Genomic DNA, 18299 nt, shown 5'->3' with positions numbered 1-18299 from the left:
GTGTCGTGTGAGTGTCCCTGAACCGCCGCCCGCGAATAGTCGCAGACGCTACTCTAATTACCCCCGGGGAGCAACGCTCTCGCACATGGCCAGTTCGCAGCAGTCGTTCCTCGCGAAGCGCCTCGACAGCGACGCGCTCCCGCTCGCCGTCGGGGACGTGCTCGTGTTGGCGGCGCTCATCACGTTCGGCGTGACGATGCACAACGGGACGGGAATCCTCGCGTCGGACCCGGGGTACGTCGCCATCACGGTCGGCGTGTTTCTCGTCGGGTGGCTCATCTTCGCGCCCATCGTCGGCGCCTACTCGGCTGGTGCGGCCGAATCGGCGAAGGCCGCCATCCCCCTCGCCATTCGCTCGTGGGTACCGGCCGACATCGTCGGCGTCGGCCTCTGGACCGTCATCCGCGGCACCGACCCCATCGGCATCGTCATCTTCGCCCTCGTCACCATCGTCATCGGCTCGCTCGGCCTCGGGGTCTGGCGCTGGCTCTGGTTCAAGCTGACGTAACGCGCCTTCGTCGCTCTTTTTTCGGTCGTCTTCACGCTCTCACCGCCGCGCCAGCACCAGCCCCGTCGCCGCGGCGACGGCCGCGAACCCGGCGAGCGTCAGAAAGAGGACGGCGGGCGTCGCGTACGTCAGGATGGTGCCGGCCACGAGTCCGCCGAGCGCGCCGACGCCGAACACGCCGAGGTACGTGAACCCGTAGGAGAGCCCACGCGTCCCGGCGGGCGTGTACTCCGCGACCGTCGCCTGGTAGAACGGCTGGACGACGAACAGGAACGCGCCGAGAACGACCCCGAGGACGAGCAGGGGGCCGAGTCCCGCGTCGGCTACGGGGAGGAAGACGAGCGCGAGGACGGCGAGGGCGCCGAACGATCCGGCGATTCCGTACTCCACCGGAACGCGGTCGGTGAGCTTCCCGCCGGCATACTGGCCGAGCACACCGACGACGAGCAGGCCGGAGTAGAAGTAGTTTTCCGGCTTCAGGGTGCGCCCGCCGGTCGCCTCGACGCCGAGGAGGTCGCGCAGACCGGCCGGGAGCAACGCGCCGAGCGGAACCGGCTCGAACCCGGGGAGCCCTTCCAACAGGCCGGGGAGGAAGGTGAGCACGCCGCGGTAGTACAGCCCCGAGCACATCACGACGAGGAACACGAGCAGGAAGCTCCCGGCGAACAGCCGCCGCGACTCGGCGACGAACTCGCCGAGCGAGTCGACGCCGGAGGAGGCCTTGGAGCCGCCGTCCGCCGCGCTCTCCGAGTCGGCCGGGTCCGGCGCGACCGCCGCCGACTCGTCGAAGCGCGCACGCGCCGCGTAGGCGGCCGCTGCGAGCGCCGGGAGCGCGAGGAGTCCTGCAACCAGGGTCCAGTCGAAAAAGAGCAACAGCACGGCCGTCAGGAGCGGTCCGAGCCCGATGCCGAGGTTCCCGGCGATGCCGTGGTACGCGAACCCCGTCCCCCGCTCCTCGACGCCCTTGCTCAACAGCGCCAGCCCCGCCGGGTGGTAGACGCTGGCAGAGATGCCCCAGAGCGCGAGTGCGAGCGCCACGACGGCGAGGTTCGGCGAGAGTCCCAACAGGAGGAACGACCCCGCCATCCCGAGCAGGCAGGCCGTGATGAGCCGCCGCGAGCCGACGCGGTCGACGACGACCCCGCCGGGCAACGCGCCGAGCCCGAACAGAGCGTACCCGACGGTGACGACCGCGCCGACGGTCGCCGTCGTCACGGGCAGTTGGGTCACGAGGAGGTCGATGGTGTCGAACTCGGTCAGCCAGATGGTGACGAAGATGGGAATCGACAGTTCGTACGTGTGGACCATCCCGTGGGCGAGCATCACGAGGCCGACGATGGCGCGGTCGTTCCGGTTCACCGTTCCCCCCTCCGCGGAGACGACGGTTCAACGCACCGGTCCCGGCGACCGTCGCCCGTGCATCCCGGCCCGAGTGGCGACCGCCGTACCTGAACCGACCGTTCCGCGGCCGACTCACGACCAACTCTACCGTCACGCGAGTGCGGGGGTACGCGCGAGAACTCACAATCGGCTCCGTGTCGACATTCAACACTCCCGATACATAATGGTCTATCACGAAACGTTCGGTGGTTTGCCGACTCCTCAGCGCCTCTGAAGGCGCTTTTATGAATAACTTATGAGGTACTTATCCATCAATACCGCAGTGATTACCACCAATACATGGGAAAGAATTATATGTGGCACTCCCATAGTAGGTAATGTATTATGACTGGCTACTACGACTACGTTCTCGGTCTCATCCCGGTGGCGATGCTCGGAATCACCGCAGTCCTCACGCTCGTCGGGTTCTCGTTGTCACTCGCAGTGCCGGTCGGTGCCAGCGCCTCCGCTCTCGTCATCGGTCACGCCCTCTTCGTCAACGGGCCGGTCACACCCGGGACGGACGCACCGACGCCCGCAACCGCCACGCAGCAGGCGCCCGTCAACGCCGACTAACCCCGCTTCACGACCGACTCCCGGCTCTCTCACCTTCTCGCTCTCACTTTCTCGCTCTCCCGGCTCTCGTCGTTCTTCGACCCGTCTCTCACTTCTCGCTACGCTTCCCGTCTCTCTTGGCTCCCGACGTCCTTCCACTCACGCTCGGCTCCGTGACCCACGCTCCACGAGCGATGCCGCCGCCCACACGGTTTTGCCCCGTCTCGTCGAACGCGACGGTATGACGGAGACGCTGTTCCTGACGAGCGACGACGTCGCCGGCCTCGCCACGCCGGCCGAGTACGTGGACGCGGTCCGCGAGGGGTACCGCCAGCGCGGCGAGGGCGCCCCGGCCGAGCCGCGCACGAAGCTCCTCAACGCCGACCCGAAGGGGATGCTCACCAGCTACGCCGCGGTGCTCCCCGACACCGGCGCGATGGGCGGGTACATGTACGCCGCCGGGTTCGGAGCGACCGACGCGTGGTTCATGACGCCGCTGTTCGACGCCGAGTCGGGCGAACCGCTCGCACTCCTCGACGGTGCGAGCATGAACCCGTACAAGACCGGTGCCGCGGGCGCGGTCGGCGTCGACGCCCTCGCCCGCGAGGACGCCTCGACGCTCGCCGTCATCGGCAGTGGGGCACAGGCTCGCGGCCAGCTCCGGGCGACGGCGACCGTCCGCGACCTCGACTCGGTGGCGGTGTACTCGCCGACCCGGGAGAACCGCGAGGCGTTCGCCGAGGAGATGGACGGGGCGCTCGACGCGTCGGTCGAGGCGGTCGACGCGGCCTCGGAGGCCGTCCGCGACGCCGACGTCGTCGTCACGGCGACGACCGCCTCGGAGCCGGTGTTCGACGGCGACGACCTCTCGCCGGGGGCGCACGTCACCGCGATGGGGCAGTACAACCCCGAGAAACGTGAACTCGACACGACCACCATCGAGCGCGCGACGTACGTACCGGACCTCCGGAAGCGCGCGACGACCGACGCGGGGTCGTTCATCCACGCACTGGAGGCCGGCGTCGTCGACGAGAGCCACGTTCACGCCGAACTCGGCGACGTCGTCGCCGGGACGGCGCCCGGGCGCCAGTCCGACGACGAGATAACCGTCTTCGACAGCGGCGGGACGGGTATCGAGACCGTCGCCGCCGCGTCGCTCCTCCACGAGCGGGCGAGCGCGGAAGGGCTCGGGACGACTATCGAGTTCTTGCCGGCGAGCGAGGCGCTCACCGGTCGGGACTGACGAAGCGGCTCCGCGAGGGATGAAACGGCAAGGAGAGGGGAGTTCGACTCGGGAGGGAGTGGTGCGGCGGTCGCGTGCCAGTGAGTTTTCGACCCGCCGCGTCGGACGCCATCGGGGACGTGCCCGGTCTGCGTTCGCGTGGTGCCTCTGTGTCGCCCGGCAAATATCTATCTGTGGGTGAATGACTTACTTATTGACGTGCTAAAACCGGAATCCAACGCCGAAAAACGACGTGCAACGGAACGGGACGGTGGGAGTCGACGCTCCCCGGCCGGGCCGACCGGCATACCGTGGTTCACCCCACGAACGTCCAGAATCGCGCGGCGCGTCGGGTCGCGGCGAACGCCTGCGGGAGGGCGGCGAGCGCGAGCGTGGCCACGGCGACCGACACGACTGCGAGGGGCCAGGGCGCCCCCACGCGGAGCGCCGCCTCGACGCCCGTGAAGGTCGCGGTCGCGACGGCCCCGCCGTAGTAGCCCGCGCGGAACGGGAGGCTGTGGAAGTCCGAAAAGCGCGGCCACCCCGACGGGTCGAGGCCGAGGTACCGGCCCCTGACCGCCGCGACGCCGGCCGTACAGGTAACGAGGGAGACGCTCGCCGCGAGCGCGACGTACATCGGGTACGGCGCGCCGAGCAACAGGACCGTCACGGGGAGCGACAACAGGAACACCTCCATCCCGCACCAGAAGACGTAGTCGAGCAGCCGCTCGAAGCGGCGCTCCAGCGGGCCCGGCGTCCTCAGTGACACACCGAACGTAGCCGCCACAGCGACAAAGCGGTTCGGTCGCGGAATCCGACGGGTGCGGAGCGAGGGCCGGGCTCCGACCGTCGGACGCGACCCGACGTCACTCCAGTCGGTACCGGAGCACCGCCGCGATGCCGCCGAGGTTCTTCAGCTGTTCGCCCGGGGCGAACTCCGCCGAGAAAACGACCACCTCGCCGCCCTTCTGTTCGACCGACTCGATGACCTCGTTGGCGTCGCGGTCCCACTCACCCCGACCCTGGCGCTCCTCGCGCAGGCGCTCGTCGAGGACGAGCAGGGTCTCGACCGCGCCGAAGTCCGCGGCCTCGGCGGTCGCGTCGATGCCGTAGGTCGCCTTGTTCCCCGCCGCTATCTGCTCGGTGAGGCGGTCGATGAGTTCGGCCTCCCGGGCGATGCGGGTCTCCGCCTGCACCTCGTCGACGGCGCCGCGTTTGAGCACCTCGTGGACGCCGCGGTCGCCGGCGCTGGAGGTATCGACGACCGTGATGCGCTCTTCCAGGTCCCGGAAGTTCTCGACGATGTAGTCGCGAGCGTCCTGCTTCGTGAACCCCGGCCCGGCGAGGATGATGGCGTCCGGGTCGAGGTGGGTGAGCGCGGAGCCGAGTTCGTCGAACAACTCCGAACGGGGCCGGGCGTACTCCCCCTTCCCCGTCGGGCGGTTGAACGAGGCGTACTCCTCGGTGCCGTACTGCTGGACGGTGTGGATGTACGCCTCCCCCTCCTCGACCGTCGCGATGGCCACGTCGGGGTTCTCGGTGGCCTCCTCGGCCTCCTCGATGCGCTGAATCTGGTCCGGTTTGAAGCGTTTCTCTATCTCGATTTCGGCGCGCTCCTCGACGTTCAGCGTGTGGTGGTGGCCGAGTTGGTCCTCGCGCGAACAGCCGATTATCTCCCCGCCGACTCGGAGACGGTTGGCGAAACGCGCGAACTCAACGTCGTCGACCGAGATGGTGACGTACATGTGCTCGCGCTCGCCGCCGGTGTCTCGCATCTGCTCGTCGTCGCGCTGGATGCGGCGGGTCGTGTCGCCGGAGACGCGGTCGCCCGGTTCGAGGACGTGTGAGAGGTGCCAGAGGTCGTCGACGGTCTCGGGGACGAGCGTGATTCGCTCGCGCCCCTCCTCGCCGCGACCGCGGTTCTGGATGCGCATACCGAGCGTGCGGTTCGTGGGGTTACGACCCTTTCCCTCTGGTGACGGGTTCGGTCGGTCACGCCGTCCCGCGTCGGGTTCACCGGTCGGGTGACCACTCAGACGCGGGTCGCCGCCGGGGTCGCACCGGGTGACCCGTCTCGGACGCCCAGTCCCTCCGCGAAGCCGCGAGCGGTGAGGTAGTAGACGGCGACCTGCACGTAGAACAGGAGCGGCAGGCCGACGAGCGCTATCGAAAGCGCCGCGGCGATGCCGCCGAGTACGACGCCGACGACGACGGCGAGGAGCCAGGCCTTCGCGTAGGCAGCCGTCGTCGCCCCCGCCCACACCGTCGAGACGTCGAACGCGGCGCCGAAAGCGGCGTCCTCCAGCGCGAAGTTCGCGTAGGCGGCCGGAAGGACGTACGCGACGGCGAGCGAGACGACGAGCACGAGCAGGAGGACGACCCAGAACAGCGCCGAGACGCCGGCGGACGGGTCGCCGGACAGCACCGTGAACTGGAGTATCCAGACGGGGATATTGATGACGAGCGAGACGACGAACCCGACGACGGCCAGTTTCAGGCCGTCGACGAACAACGCCCTCCAGTCGGTGAACGACGGAGCGGTTTCGGTTCCTCGCGCCGCAGCCTGCATGACTCGGACCATGTAGCCTTGCAGGACGAACGCCGGCAGGACGAGGAGGCTCAGCGGAATCAACGCGGCGCCGATGAGGAAGGTTTGAATCCAATCGTCGCTGCGCCGCGGGAAGGCGAGTGCGTCTCCGAGCATCGTCCGAATCCACTGACGGCGTCGGGATAACCCTTCTCCCGCGCTCACTCCCGCCTCCGTCCTCTCCCGCGGCCTACCGGGCGCCTATCCGGTGTCGCTCTCGACCGTCGACTCGGCCTCCGTATCGGCATCGAAGCCGGTGCCGACGTCGCCGCCGGGTTCGACCCGTGACTCGGTCCGACCCGTCTCGGTTCCGTCCACCCCGACCACCCCGACCACCCCGTACATCCCTTCGACGACCAGCGCCGCCGCGGCGACCTCGAGGTAGAACGCGAGGAAGAAGCCGACGAGCACCCGGTCGAGCCCGCCGGCGGCGACCGCGGCGAGCCCCAACAGCGTCCCGGCGCTACAGAACGCGACGAAGTAGCGCGCGTCGGTCGCCGCACGGAGCAGCGACGCCCGGTCGAACGCGGCCCGGAGCCGCCCCGCCGCGGCGTAGTTCGCCAGCGCGGCCGGCAGGAGGTAGACGAACGCGAGCGCGAGGAACAGCGTCGTCAGCGACCCCGCGAGCACTCCGACGGTGGGGCCGAGTCCGAGGCCAGCGTCGCCGACGCGTCTGCTCAGCGCGCCCGTCGCGGTCACGGCGAGCAGGACCGTCGGCAGGAGCAGGTACGCCGCGCTCACGAGGAGGCCGCCGACCCCGGCACGTCCGACCCGCCGGACCGCGCGGAACGTCGGCGGCGGGCGTTCGGCGAGTCCTCGTGGCCCGTCGGCGGCACGGGCGAGCACGTGGACGAGAAAGCCGAGGACGAAGACGGCCCCGACGGGCGCCGCCGGGGGGAAGGCGGCGGCGAGCAGGTGGAGGCCGCCGCCGACGAGGAGCGTCTCGACGGCGTCGTCACCCCGCGTCGGGTAGCGAAGCGCCTCGCGTAGCATCGACCGACCGTTTCCTCGCCCCCGGTTTCACGGTGTCGCTTACGGCTGGTCGGCGTCGGTGAGGTCGGTGTCGATGCGGTCGGCGTCGGTGGGGTCGGTGGCAGCGTGGTCGGCGTCGGTGGGGTCGGTGACGGCGTGGTCGGCGTCGATGTGGTCGGCACACCGAGTCGACCGCGACGACCCCTCGGGGCGGGTAGACCCACGTTCCCACGCTCCGGGCCACTCCGAGCGCTCGGTCCGCTCCGTCTCCCCATCCGCCTCCGAATCCGGCCCGTCCGTCTCCTCGCCCGACCCGTCCGAGCCGGCGCCGGCGGGACGCATTGTCCCGTGTCCCTTCTCCCGTCCGCTTCCGGCTCCCGGGAGCGGCACCGTCCGGCCGGACTGGACCGACGCCGACGCCTCGGGGCGGACGCGGCTCGCCGCCGCACGGTCGGGCTCTCGGGGGGTGACCGTCGGAGTCGAGCCGGCCTCGGGCTCCGTTTCGGCAGGCCGTTCTAGGTCGGTTCGGCCCGACGCGTCAACGTTGAGGCCGACGGACGCACCGCGAGCGTACAGCGAGACGGCGACGACACGGGCGTAGAACAGGACTACGACGCCGACGAGGGCGACCGACAGCGGGGTTCCGAGGACGACCCCGACGACCCAGACGGTCGTCGCGAGACTCCAGGCGACGACGTACTGGTCGCTCCCGGTCGCGGCCCGGAGCCGACGCGGAGAGAACGCCGGAGCGACCCGGCCCTCCGCGGCGAGGACGGCGAGTGCGGCGGGGCGGACGTACGCGAAGACGAGGGCGTACGCGGCCGCGAGGAGGAGACAGAGGAGGGCGGCGAGCCCGCCGGCGGCCGTTCCGGTCGACACCCCGTCGAAGGCGCCGCCGGCCGCGCCGACGCCGATGAGGAGTCCCGCCGCCAGCAGTAGCAGGCCCGGGAACGCGTACGCGAACGTGACGACCGTCGCCCGGACGCCGTCCACGAGGAGGTCGCGCCAGCGCACGAACGACGGGGTGGCCCGCTCCCGTCGGAGCCCGGCACGGAGCGTCGCCACGTCGTAGCCGCCGAGGACGAGTCCGGGGAGCACGACGACGGGAGTAGCGAGGAGGGCGAGCGGACTCACGGCGAGCGCCGCGAGCCAGCCGCCGGCGAGGAGGGCGGTCGCGGCGACGAGCGCGCCGCCGACGAGGAGTGTCCCCGCGGCGTCGTTCGAACGAAGGGGCGCGTACAGCGCCTCTGTGAACATCGGCCTCACGTTGGGCCGGAGCGACATGAAGCTGTGGCTCGGTCGCCGTCCGGAGACGCGTGAGAGCGAACGAGAGAGGAGAGGAAGAAAGAAGAAAAGAGAGGTGCGCTCAGACCGCCGGCTGCTGGCCGGGGGCGTCGTCGCGCAGTTGGACCGGGTGGAGTTCACCCCAGGTCGTCCCGAAGATGTACGCGGCGGCGACGCCGACGTAGAACGACACGAACGGGGCGACGATGGCGCCGACGCCGGTGATGCTGACGATACCGACGAGGACGCTCGCGCCGATGGCGATGGCGATGGCGTAGGCCCACGCCGTCAGGTACTTGGTGCTAGTGAGCACCGGCCGAAGCTCGCCGAAGGCGAAGCCGGAGCCGATTCGCCCGGTCTCGCCGTAGTTCGCGAGCGCCGCGGGGATGAAGTACGCGGCGACGAGGCTGAGCACGAGCGTCAGGAGCACCCCGAACAGGACTCCGGCGGTGCCGAGGCCGGCCAGGATGCCGGAGTCGGTGCTGCCACCCGTGAAGAGGGTCAGTACGCCGAACCCGATGAACACCGTCCCGAGGATGGCCGGGACGATACCGTAGACGAGCGTGATGACGAACGCCTTCAGACCGTCGACGGTCATGTCGCCCCAGTCGTCGAACTCCGGGACGCGCTCCTCGCCGCGCATCGTGGCGCGCAGGACCCGCATGAGGTAGCCGTACACGATGAACGTCGGGACGATGAGGACGCCGAGCAGGCCGAGGACGCCGCCGATGAGTAGCGTCTTGACCCAGTCGTCGCCGTTCCGAAGGTAGTTGAGTGAGTTCTCGATCATGATGTGGCACGAGCCGGCCGGCTTTGCCGGTAGCTCTCGAACACATGATGGTTTTACAGGGATATAAGGATATGCCGAAATACCGGATATCCGGACTTTCCAGCCGTCCCTTCTCCGGTGATGGCCTACTCGTCCACCATCTCGCTCCCGCCCGGCGGCAGGAACTCCTGCAGGCGGTCCGCGCTCGCGACCTTCCGGACGAACGACTGGTCCGCGAACCGACCGCGGAACTCCCGGTACAGCATCTTCGCCATGTCGTTCTGGGCGTAGCGGCCGGGGCGGACCGTCACGCTCGTCTCCGCGTCGGGTTCGACGGCGGCGGGCGGCCCGCCGACGACGCGGGTGTCGGGTTCGCACCTGATGCCGACCGCGACCTCGCAGGCCACGTCGCGGTAGTACTCGCGGTCGCCGCGGACGGCGAACCCGCCTTTCTCGAGGTACTCCCCGCTCTCGGGCGTCTTCGACACCTGTGAGGCCTCGACCATGTACGCGTCGTCGGCGAAGCGGCCGTCCTTCCACACCGAGGAGTACGAGACGGCGAACTGCGCCGCCTCCTCTCGGGACTGCTCGGGAATGTCGACGTCCCTCGCCGCCTCGCTCGGGCCGGTCGCCTTCACGACCGTCACGGGACCGCCGTGGGCCTGCGTGTGAAAGAACAGGTCGTGCTTGCCGAGGTACTTCTTGACGATCTCCTCGTTCTGGTCGGCGTTGCGCCCGCCGATGACGAGAAAGCCGTCGCTCGTGTGGAACCAGCGGAAGCGCTCGTACCACTGCTCGTTCTGGCGGATGGGGATGGACTCCCGCGAGAGCCAGTCGACGTCCTCGAACTCGTCTTCCTCCTGGTCCGCGTCGTCCCCCGCGTCCTCCTGCTCCCACGCCTCGCGGCGCTTCTTCACGGCTTCGAGCTCCTCGCGGGTGTCTTCGATGGCCGCCAGGGCACCCTCCTTCTTCTCTTGGATGCGCTTCGCCTCGGTGTAGAGTCGGTCGGCGTTCTTCTCGACGCCGGTCGAGACGACGAGTTCGATGCGGTTCCCCTCGACGTCGACCGTGACGGTCCCCTCGGCGCCGTCGACGCCGACGACGGCCTCCGCCGCCGGAATGCCCTGTTCCGCCCCGGCGTCGAGTTTCTCCTCGATGTCGTCCCACGGGACGCCCTCCTCGCGGGCCGTTCGAACGGTGGAGAGCACCTCGTCGACGAGTTCGTAGTTCGCGTACAGCGACTCGGCCTTCTCGCGCTCGGCGGCGGCCTGCTCCTCGAACCCTTCGATGGCGCCCTCCTGTTGCTGGATGATGCGCTTCTGTTTCTCTATCTGCTCCTCGAAGTCCGGGCGCTGGCGGCCGCCGCCACCGCCGCCGCCGGCACTCCCGCCGCGTTCCGCGCGCTCCTCGTCGCGCTGGAGTCGGTAGAAGTACTCGTCGACGGCGGCGTTGAACGAGTCGAACCCCTCGCTGTCGACGCCGTCGCGCTCCTCCATCGGGATGGGCGTCACGTCGACGACGCGCTCGTACGACTCGGACTCCCCGTCGCCGCCCTCACCGTCACCGTTCGCGTCGTCGGGCGTCACCTCCTCTACGTACACCCGCGGGTCGAGCTCACCGGTCCGGATGGGTGCTTTGACCCGCTGGAACGCGTCGTACAGCGCACGGTACTGCTCCTCGGTCGCGTCGTCGATGTCGAGGGTCTTCTCGACGCCGGCGCGGGTGCACAGCTCTTCGGCCCACAGCCCGCCGAAGTTGAGTTGGGTGGCGAGCGTCCGCACCACGTCGGTGTCGGAGTCGTCCATGTTGGCCGCGAATCGCTCGTAGGAGGCCGTGAGCGGGTTCACCCGCGACGCGGGGAACTCGTACTGCGACCCCGGCGCCACGGTTCTCGACTTCAGCCTGACCGTGTCGAGGCTCTGGACGACCTCGCCGTTCTCGTCGAGGACGGCGACGTTCCCCTGGCCGAACAGTTCGACCACGATGTCGGTGTCCTCGTCCCCCCGCTCGAAGCTGAAGGTGAGGATGCGGTCGAACTCGAACTGCTCGACGCCGGCGAAGTCGGCGCCGCTCAGCCGGTTCCGGAGCATTATCGCGAAGTTCGGCGGCCGACCGGGCGCGTCCGGGACGTGCTCCGGGGCGGCGACGTGGGCGCGCTTGAGGTCGCCGACCTGGAGGAGGAGTTCGACGCGGCCGCGGTCGAAGTCGCGGAGCTTCAGGCGGATGAGGTCGTCGTCGTAGAGGTAGGCCTTGTCGACCTTGGCGCCCTCGTATCGCCCCAGCTCGGCGGTGAGAGCGGCGAGGTCGATGCTGGTCAACTCCCGCTTCGGGTCCATGCGTCGGAGTTTTCGCGGCGCGGGAAAAGGCGTGTCGTTGTGCGATGCTCCGAGGCGGCCGCCTGCGGCTCAGAACCCTTCCTCGTCGCGTGCCAGGTCGAGGTAGGGTTCCAGTCGGTCGAGACCGGCGGCTCGCTCCAGTTCGGCGCTCTCCCGGTCGTACGTCACGACGCCGTAGTCGACCAGCCGTGGCAGGTGGACGTGGTCGAGCGAGACCGTCACGCGGGTGATGCTCTCCGCCGGCACGTCACCGAGGTCGCCACCGTGTTCCCAGGTCGCGACCTGCCGTGCGAGTTCGTCGCGCGCAACCGCGCCGTCCCAGTCGGCGAGACAGTAAAGCACGTACCGGCGCCGTCGGTCCCCGAGGAGGTCAAAGACGTCGTCGAGCGGAAGGTCGCCGCCGTCCGTCGATCGGCGGGGTCGCTCCCGAGCGTCGTCCCCGTCGCCCGTGTCCTCACCCCCGTCCGTCATCGTCCTCCCACAGCGTGTGAGACCAACATCTATCGTGTTCAGGTACAGTCGCTGCGGATAAAATACCTTCCCACGGTTCGATCACACCGCGGACGCACGGTCCGCGACCCCCCAGTCCGTCCCTCCACGCCGGGTCTCAGTCCAGTCGCTCGAACGTCAACTCGTCGGTCGTGACCGTCACACGACAGCCCTCGACGCGGAACGCGACCGGACCGCCTACCAACCCTTCTCCCGTCGGTCCCGACCCGACGAGCGCGTCGAACGCGTCGGTGTCGAGACATCGGTGGAGCGGTTCTATCTCGTCGGTGTCGACGCCGAGCACCTCCGCGAGCGCGAGCGCCACGTCGACGAGTAGCTCCTGTGTCGGTGCGCCGCCGTAGTCGGCTCGATACTGGTCTCGTCGGTCGTCGTACCGGAAGTTCCGGAGCGCCCGGAATGGGGGCGTCACCGACCGACCTCCTCCGATTTTGGCCGCCATGATGTACTCACGTACGCCGGAGGAGTGCGTGCGCCGGTAAAAATATCACGGAACGAATACTCAAAATTTGATTCTATTTCACTCGTGAAAACGTTTTCACGGCTGGGAAGGCGTCGCTGGTCGCCCCCGTCGACGGGCCGGTCGGCTCGGCTTCGCCGGAGCCATCCGAACGGGACACGGTGCCTCGTCGACGTGGGCGAGACCCCGGCGAGGGCCACAGGGGGTTCCCGAGGGTCACTCGCAGAAATCAGAACACGGTCGCGAACTCGGCCTCGGAGCGGTAGCGCTCGAACAGCCCCTCGGCCCACTCGTAGACGCTCGGGTCGTCGGACTCCACGAACTGGGTGACCTGGCCGGCGTCGTCGTGAGCCGTCATCCCCACCCGGTCGTCGAACAGGAACAGTTCGAACGGGCAGTCGTCGTGGATGCGGACCTCGAGCTCGCCCTGTTCTATCGCCTCGCGGTAGTCCGCGGCGTACTCGTTGAACAGCACGTCGACGACGCGGCGGTCGAACACGGCCCGGACGCGGGCACCCGCCTTCGCCTCCCGACAGCAGATGTCGACGTAGATGGGGGAGACGACCCCGGAGAACGTCCGGAGCGACTCCGACCCGGCCATCAGGTCGGAGATTCGTTTGACGGCGACGTGCGCTCGCCCCCGTTCCGGCCCGGAGACCTCCGCCTCCGCGAGTCCGTCGAGGGGGAGTTCGACGGTTCCCTCGACGGCGTCGAGGAAGGGCGAGAGCCGGTCGGCGGTGTCGAGGTCGCGTCGAAAATCCACGAGCCGACCGCCGACGAGCCGGCCGAACGCCGTGAGTTCGAACCGACCCTCTCGCTTCCGAATCAGCCCGAGGTCGGCCAGGTGGTTCGTCGCACGGTGAATCGTCGAGCGAGAGAACGCGAGTCGCTCCTCCAGGCGGTTCGCGTCCTGTGGTTCGTCACGGAGTGCGTCGAGTATCGGGGCGCGCTTGACTACTTCGGTGATGTCGTCGTCGTCCATCGGTGGGTAGGGCGGTCGGGACGGGGGACGGAGTCCATCTCAGCCGTGCTCGATCTCGGCCGCGATCGTCTCGTCGTCCAGCGTGAGGTCGTGGGTGAACTGCGCGTGTTCCTGGACGAGGTGGACGACCTCGTCGTCGCTGTCCGCCCGTACCATGAAGTTACAGCCGTCTTGGAAACACTCGAACTTCGAGGGCATCTCGGCCGAAACTAACGGGTCGTTCCTCATAAATACACCCCCTTCCGTGGGAACCACCCCGCAGACGGCGGCGAGGAGGCTCACCCGTACCGGTCCAGCAGGTCGCCGATGCGGTCCCGGAGTCGGCGCTCCTCCCCCGACGGGACCCCCTCGGTGAGTCGGGCGGCCGCCACCGGGAGTTCGTACCGCTCGACGAGTTCGCGGTCGAACCCCGCTCCGTCGAGATACGACCGGAGGTACGTCCGCCGGTAGGTCTCGACGAGCCCTCGGAAGTAGCCGGCTCGGAACGGCCCGTAGTCGTCGTCGGCGACGGCCAACCTGAGTAGGAGCGACGACCGCGCCACGTCGGCGGCGGGGTGGCCGGCGGCGGCGTCGACCCAGTCGATGACGACCGGCTCGCCGTCGCGAAGCAGGACGTTCTCCGGGTGGAAGTCGCCGTGACACAGCGCGTCGCCGGCCGGTAGGGCGTCGAGCACCGTGAGGGTCCCCTCCCGCTGCCGGACGCCGATGGCGCCCGCCTCGACTCGCCGGCGGAGTCGCTCGCCGAGCGAGGGGAGGTCGCCGCCGTCGCAGTCGTGCATCCGGCGGTGGACGCCCGCGGCCGTCCGTGCGGCTTCGACGACGGCCCACGGGCGCTCTCGCATCCTGTCGGCGAGGTGGGGTCCGTCGACGCGTTCGAGGACGATACCTCGGCGGCCGTCGACGTCGACGGTTCCGAACACCTCGGGGGCGGCCACGCCGGCGGCGACGGCGACCCGCGAGTACGTCGCCTCGCGGTCGACGACGGCGTCGTCTGCGCCCCGCTCGTAGAGTTTCACCGCACGGGTCGAGTCGTCGGCGACGGCGTACACCTCCGCCGTTCGGCCCTCGCCGAGTCTGTCGCCGAGTTCGACGCTTCGGCTCACCGCGCAGACCGCCCGTGGTGGTCGGCGGATTCACGTCGGTGACTCGTCCGGAATCGCTCCCCGTCCGCGACTTCCTCAGAGTCGTTTCGAGACATAGGGGCCGTCCTGGTGGTAACCGAGTTTCTCGCGGTAGTACTGGCGGACACCGATGCCGGAGATGATGGAGAGCTTCTCGAAGCCGGCGTCGGCGGCGAGGTCCTCCGCGGTGTGAATCAGCTCCCGGCCGTAGCCGCGGTGTTGCCAGTCCTCGTCGCCGGCGGCGTCGCCGATACCCGCCTCGGAGCCGTACACGTGGAGCTCCCGGACGAGGGCGGCGTCTTCGAGTTCGCGCCGGACGGGGTCGTCGTCGCCCTCGGGGCCCGCTCCGGGCGCGGCGTGAGAGTACGAGGGAAAGCGGAGGCGGCAGAACCCGACGAGCAGGTCCCGCTCGGTGTCGCCGGACTGCGTCCGGCTACCTGGGGCGCTTCGCGCCCCTCTGTCCTCGAAGGAGAGGAACTTCTCGACGCCGCCGCCGGCCTCGTACGTCATCACGTCGAGTTCGATGTCCTCGGGACTCGGGGTGGCCTCGTTCATGCCCACCTCGCGGGCGCGGATGTCGCGCTGGACGATGCCCTTCTTCTCGGCGCGCTGGCTCGCGAGCTGGCGGAGGTTCGACTTCCAGACCCCGGCGTCGATGAAGTCCGCGGGGATGTCCCGCTGGACGCGCTGGAGCCGGGTGTACTTCGGAATCATCCCCATCACCTCGCTCACGACGTCGGCGGCCTCGTCGTTCGTCAGCGGGTCGAACTCCTCGCGGCGCCACGCGTCGTACACCCGGGTGCCGCGGACGACGAGCGTCGGGTAAATCTTCAGGTAGTCGGGGCGCCAGTCGGGGTGGTCGAACAGCTGGCGGAAGTCCTCCAGACACATCTCCCGCGTCATCCCCGGTTGGCCGGGCATCATGTGGAAGCCGACCTTGAACGCCGCGTCCCTGAGTCGGCGGTTGGCGTCCTTCGACGCCTGGTTCCCGTGGCCGCGGTGCATCTCGCGGTTGATGCGCTCGTAGGTGGTCTGGACGCCCACCTCCACCTTCGTCGCGCCGAGGTCGAGCATCCGGTCTATCTGCCCGGGGTCACACCAGTCGGGCTTCGTCTCGAACGTCGTCCCGATGTTCCGCACGTCGGCGGTCTCGTTCTCGGCGATTACGTCCTCCAGGTAGCGAAACTCCACGTCCTCGGGGTCCGGAGCGAACGACCGGCCCTCGGCGGGGTTCGGCTCCGCGTCGGTGTCGTAGTCGTTCAGCGCCTGCAGCGCTCGCTTCACGAACCACTCCTGGTAGTCGTGGCTCCGGGCGGTCATCGTCCCGCCCATCAGGATGAGTTCGACCTTGTCGACGGGGTGGCCGATGTGCCTGAGCTGCTCCAATCGAAGCGTGACCTGCCCGTACGGGTCGTAATCGTTCTGCTCCCCGCGGGCCGCGGCGGGCTCGTGGCCCGTGTACGACTGCGAGGAGTCGAACTCGCTGGCGGGGCCGCCGGGGCAGTAGAGACACTTCCCGTGCGGGCACATGTGCGGCGAGGTCATGATGGCGACCGGCGAGACGCCCGAAGCGGTGCGGACGGGCTTGCGCCGGACGACCTCCTTCACGTCGTCGCGGTGGGCGAGCGGGGCGTGCTGGAGAATCTCCGTGTTCTTGGGGACCTTGGGGGAGGAGAACTCGGAACACACCTCCAGTTTGGTCTTCTCGAGGTTCTCCCGGTCGACCCCGCCGTCGACGATGCGGGCGGCGAGTTCCTCACAGACGCGCTGGAAGGCGTCGGTCTCGGTCGGGTCGGTGGATTCGGCGGATTCGGTGCTCTCCGTGTCGGAGCTCATCCCGACGCACCCCGTTCGTGGCGTGTGTGTCGGTCCGGAGAGGGGAGAGAGACGGCGTGACTCATTGGACGTGTTTCGTTCGGTGACGTGGTTAAGGATGTCGTTGGGAGTCGTTCGTGGGTGGTGTTTCGGGTGTCGGGTCCGTGAGTGTCGTGAGATAGATGGTGAAGTCACTCCCGGAAGCCTCCCGTGGCTCCGGTCGCGCGGCTCGCTGTGCGCCTCGTTCGGTCGCTTCACTCTCTCACTTCGGTGCTTGCGTCGTCCCGAGAAGCCTCCGGCTTCTCGTGGGCCCACGAGAGCAACGCTCTCGTGAACGCCGTGCTTCCCGGAGCCACCGGCCCCTTCCGAAGTCCCGCCCACTCGCACCGCACAGCCTCACGCCTCCCCAGCCTCGGGGCGGTCGCCACCGGGGCGACCGCGGTCCCTCGCGCGGAACTGAGGCGGCGCCCGAAGGCGCCGCCAGCGCGCGCCGAGTGGTCGTGTCACTGGTCGTCGCCTCGCATCCGAAAAAAAGTCGCCGACCGCCTCAAACCGCGCCAATATCCTCCGGTACTGGCCTCGCCGGGACCGACAGCGAGACGGCGGCCACGAGGAACGCGGCGACCCCGGCGGCGAGCAGCAGCGGCTGGTACCCCGTCGTCGCGGCGAGGCCGGCGAAGACGACCGGTCCCGAGGCGCGTCCGAGGAACGTCGTGCTGTTCCGGAGCGACAGCGCCCCGGCGCGGTGGGCATCGGAGACCGCGCCCGACAACTCGGCGTCGACCGACGGCAGGACCAGCCCGATACCGGCCCCGACGGCGAGCATGGCGACCCCGACGAGCACCGGCGTCGGGGCGAGCCACGCGGCGACGAAGCCGACGCCCAGCCAGCCGAAGCCGGCGGCGACGAGCAGACGGTTCGAGGCCCGCCGCGCGAACCGGCCGTTGGCCGCGGAGACGGCGACGGACGCCACCTCGGCCGTCGTGATGACCGCGCCGACGAGTACCGCCGCGAGCGCGAAGGAGTCCACGAGCAGGAACGGGAGCGCCGTCAGCACCGCGCCGAACAGCAGGAACTCCCCGGCGAACGTCGCGACGTACAGCGACAGCGTGGCCGGGGGCCGGAGGTCCCGCAGGACGCCCCGCGCGTACGCTCGGCCCCACGTCGGCCGTCGTCCCCCCGACGCGCCCGGTTCGTCGAGCCACAGGTACACCGCGACGGCGAGCGGGACGGCCGCGAAGTAGGTCAGAAACGGTGCGTTCCACGCGACGGCCACCAGCAGGCCGCCGACGATGGGGAACAGCGCCGCCCCGGCCGACAGGACGGCCGTGTTGACGCCGAGCACCGAGTTGCGCTGTGGCCCGTCGAAGGCGTCGCCGATGACGGTAACCGTCGAGACGAAGATGCCGGCGGCGGCAGTCCCCTGCACCGCTCGGAGTGCGACTACCGCGTCGAACGACGGGGCGAACGCGGTCACACCGCCGGTCAGCCCGAAGACGAGCAGGCTCCCGGCGAGCACGCGGCGCCGGCCGATACGGTCGGCCAGCGCCCCGACGAACGGGGACAAAGCGATACCGACGACGAAGTACGCGCTGACGAGCAGGCTCGCCTCCGCGTCGGTCACGCCGAACGCGTCGCGGATGGCCGGCAGTGCGGGGCTGACGAGCGGGACGCCGAGCGGCGCGAGCAGCGTGCTCGACAGCACGAGCCGTACGGTCCGGGAGTCCCACGGGACGCCCGACGCGTCGGCGCTCGAGTCGGAGTCGACCTTTCGAGTGGATGTCGTCGTCATCGTCTCAGC

The 18299-nt window shown here is 69.4% G+C and carries 18 protein-coding genes; 3 read left to right on the top strand and 15 right to left on the bottom strand.

The annotated features are described in order from the left end of the window. Nucleotides 1-85: 85 nt before the first annotated feature. A complete protein-coding gene (locus tag N5095_RS01140) occupies nt 86-508 on the top strand; it encodes a DUF3054 domain-containing protein (RefSeq protein WP_267620138.1) in 423 nt (140 codons plus the stop codon). Nucleotides 509-547: 39 nt separating this feature from the next. On the opposite strand, the gene N5095_RS01135 is transcribed toward N5095_RS01140, so the two are convergent. Further along, nucleotides 548-1867 (bottom strand): MFS transporter, encoded by a 1320-nt coding sequence (locus tag N5095_RS01135; protein ID WP_390202401.1) that lies wholly within the window; start codon nt 1865-1867, stop codon nt 548-550. 366 nt (nt 1868-2233) lie between these two features. Here N5095_RS01135 and N5095_RS01130 point away from each other — a divergent pair, with 366 nt between their 5' ends. Both N5095_RS01130 and N5095_RS01125 read left to right on the top strand, forming a co-directional pair. Next, entirely contained in the window at nt 2234-2464 is a 231-nt protein-coding gene (locus N5095_RS01130) for a DUF8015 family protein (protein WP_267620136.1), read from the top strand. 220 nt (nt 2465-2684) lie between these two features. Further along, a complete protein-coding gene (locus N5095_RS01125; protein WP_267620134.1) occupies nt 2685-3686 on the top strand; it encodes an ornithine cyclodeaminase family protein in 1002 nt (333 codons plus the stop codon). 295 nt (nt 3687-3981) lie between these two features. On the opposite strand, the gene N5095_RS01120 is transcribed toward N5095_RS01125, so the two are convergent. The 14 genes from N5095_RS01120 to N5095_RS01055 all read right to left on the bottom strand — a co-directional run bounded on the left by N5095_RS01120 (nt 3982) and on the right by N5095_RS01055 (nt 18290). Further along, nucleotides 3982-4434 carry a DUF8215 family protein gene (locus tag N5095_RS01120; protein ID WP_267620131.1) on the bottom strand — a complete coding sequence of 151 codons (453 nt, stop codon included), beginning with the start codon at nt 4432-4434 and terminating at the stop codon, nt 3982-3984. A gap of 97 nt (nt 4435-4531) precedes the next feature. Further along, on the bottom strand, nt 4532-5599 hold the full coding sequence (locus N5095_RS01115) for an mRNA surveillance protein pelota (protein WP_267620129.1): 1068 nt from the start codon (nt 5597-5599) through the stop codon (nt 4532-4534). 98 nt (nt 5600-5697) lie between these two features. Continuing rightward, complete coding sequence (locus N5095_RS01110; RefSeq protein WP_267620127.1) at nt 5698-6369, bottom strand: DUF4013 domain-containing protein; 672 nt, start codon at nt 6367-6369, stop codon at nt 5698-5700. A gap of 84 nt (nt 6370-6453) precedes the next feature. Further along, nucleotides 6454-7245: a DUF4013 domain-containing protein gene (locus tag N5095_RS01105; RefSeq protein ID WP_267620125.1), complete on the bottom strand. Its 792-nt coding sequence runs from the start codon at nt 7243-7245 to the stop codon at nt 6454-6456. A 39-nt stretch (nt 7246-7284) separates the two neighbouring features. After that, nucleotides 7285-8481, bottom strand: a complete 1197-nt coding sequence (locus tag N5095_RS01100) for a DUF4013 domain-containing protein (protein ID WP_267620122.1) — start codon at nt 8479-8481, stop codon at nt 7285-7287. Nucleotides 8482-8590: 109 nt separating this feature from the next. Beyond that, complete coding sequence (locus N5095_RS01095) at nt 8591-9298, bottom strand: DUF4013 domain-containing protein (RefSeq protein ID WP_267620121.1); 708 nt, start codon at nt 9296-9298, stop codon at nt 8591-8593. 125 nt (nt 9299-9423) lie between these two features. Beyond that, nucleotides 9424-11613, bottom strand: coding sequence for a ribosome rescue protein RqcH (rqcH, locus tag N5095_RS01090; RefSeq protein ID WP_267620119.1), 2190 nt, complete (start codon nt 11611-11613; stop codon nt 9424-9426). A 69-nt stretch (nt 11614-11682) separates the two neighbouring features. Beyond that, nucleotides 11683-12084 carry a DUF7344 domain-containing protein gene (locus N5095_RS01085; protein ID WP_267620117.1) on the bottom strand — a complete coding sequence of 134 codons (402 nt, stop codon included), beginning with the start codon at nt 12082-12084 and terminating at the stop codon, nt 11683-11685. A 136-nt stretch (nt 12085-12220) separates the two neighbouring features. Then, entirely contained in the window at nt 12221-12532 is a 312-nt protein-coding gene (locus N5095_RS01080; RefSeq protein WP_267620115.1) for a HalOD1 output domain-containing protein, read from the bottom strand. Between the two features lie 277 nt (nt 12533-12809). Further along, a complete protein-coding gene (locus tag N5095_RS01075) occupies nt 12810-13562 on the bottom strand; it encodes a helix-turn-helix transcriptional regulator (RefSeq protein ID WP_267620113.1) in 753 nt (250 codons plus the stop codon). A 39-nt stretch (nt 13563-13601) separates the two neighbouring features. Further along, nucleotides 13602-13760 (bottom strand): DUF1059 domain-containing protein, encoded by a 159-nt coding sequence (locus N5095_RS01070; protein WP_267620111.1) that lies wholly within the window; start codon nt 13758-13760, stop codon nt 13602-13604. Between the two features lie 80 nt (nt 13761-13840). After that, a complete protein-coding gene (locus tag N5095_RS01065) occupies nt 13841-14665 on the bottom strand; it encodes a phosphotransferase family protein (protein ID WP_267620109.1) in 825 nt (274 codons plus the stop codon). 75 nt (nt 14666-14740) lie between these two features. Further along, nucleotides 14741-16519: a tRNA uridine(34) 5-carboxymethylaminomethyl modification radical SAM/GNAT enzyme Elp3 gene (locus N5095_RS01060; RefSeq protein WP_267620107.1), complete on the bottom strand. Its 1779-nt coding sequence runs from the start codon at nt 16517-16519 to the stop codon at nt 14741-14743. 526 nt (nt 16520-17045) lie between these two features. Next, nucleotides 17046-18290 carry an MFS transporter gene (locus N5095_RS01055; RefSeq protein ID WP_267620104.1) on the bottom strand — a complete coding sequence of 415 codons (1245 nt, stop codon included), beginning with the start codon at nt 18288-18290 and terminating at the stop codon, nt 17046-17048. Between the last annotated feature and the right edge of the window lie 9 nt (nt 18291-18299).

The organism is Halobium salinum, from assembly GCF_026586625.1.
Classification (GTDB): Archaea; Halobacteriota; Halobacteria; order Halobacteriales; family Haloferacaceae; genus Halobium; species Halobium salinum.
Note: the sequence above shows the minus strand (reverse complement) of the source record. Positions and strands in the feature narration are given on the sequence as shown.

Excerpts from the sequence above, each read along its gene's own strand:
- N5095_RS01140 (WP_267620138.1), top strand. The coding sequence starts at position 86 with ATGGCCAGTTCGCAGCAGTCGTTCCTCGCGAAGCGCCTCGACAGCGAC.
- N5095_RS01130 (WP_267620136.1), top strand. The coding sequence starts at position 2,234 with ATGACTGGCTACTACGACTACGTTCTCGGTCTCATCCCGGTGGCGATG.
- N5095_RS01125 (WP_267620134.1), top strand. The coding sequence starts at position 2,685 with ATGACGGAGACGCTGTTCCTGACGAGCGACGACGTCGCCGGCCTCGCC.
- N5095_RS01115 (WP_267620129.1), bottom strand. The coding sequence starts at position 5,599 with ATGCGCATCCAGAACCGCGGTCGCGGCGAGGAGGGGCGCGAGCGAATC.
- N5095_RS01110 (WP_267620127.1), bottom strand. The coding sequence starts at position 6,369 with ATGCTCGGAGACGCACTCGCCTTCCCGCGGCGCAGCGACGATTGGATT.
- N5095_RS01105 (WP_267620125.1), bottom strand. The coding sequence starts at position 7,245 with ATGCTACGCGAGGCGCTTCGCTACCCGACGCGGGGTGACGACGCCGTC.
- N5095_RS01100 (WP_267620122.1), bottom strand. The coding sequence starts at position 8,481 with ATGTTCACAGAGGCGCTGTACGCGCCCCTTCGTTCGAACGACGCCGCG.
- N5095_RS01095 (WP_267620121.1), bottom strand. The coding sequence starts at position 9,298 with ATGATCGAGAACTCACTCAACTACCTTCGGAACGGCGACGACTGGGTC.
- rqcH (WP_267620119.1), bottom strand. The coding sequence starts at position 11,613 with ATGGACCCGAAGCGGGAGTTGACCAGCATCGACCTCGCCGCTCTCACC.
- N5095_RS01085 (WP_267620117.1), bottom strand. The coding sequence starts at position 12,084 with ATGACGGACGGGGGTGAGGACACGGGCGACGGGGACGACGCTCGGGAG.
- N5095_RS01075 (WP_267620113.1), bottom strand. The coding sequence starts at position 13,562 with ATGGACGACGACGACATCACCGAAGTAGTCAAGCGCGCCCCGATACTC.
- N5095_RS01070 (WP_267620111.1), bottom strand. The coding sequence starts at position 13,760 with ATGCCCTCGAAGTTCGAGTGTTTCCAAGACGGCTGTAACTTCATGGTA.
- N5095_RS01060 (WP_267620107.1), bottom strand. The coding sequence starts at position 16,519 with ATGAGCTCCGACACGGAGAGCACCGAATCCGCCGAATCCACCGACCCG.
- N5095_RS01055 (WP_267620104.1), bottom strand. The coding sequence starts at position 18,290 with ATGACGACGACATCCACTCGAAAGGTCGACTCCGACTCGAGCGCCGAC.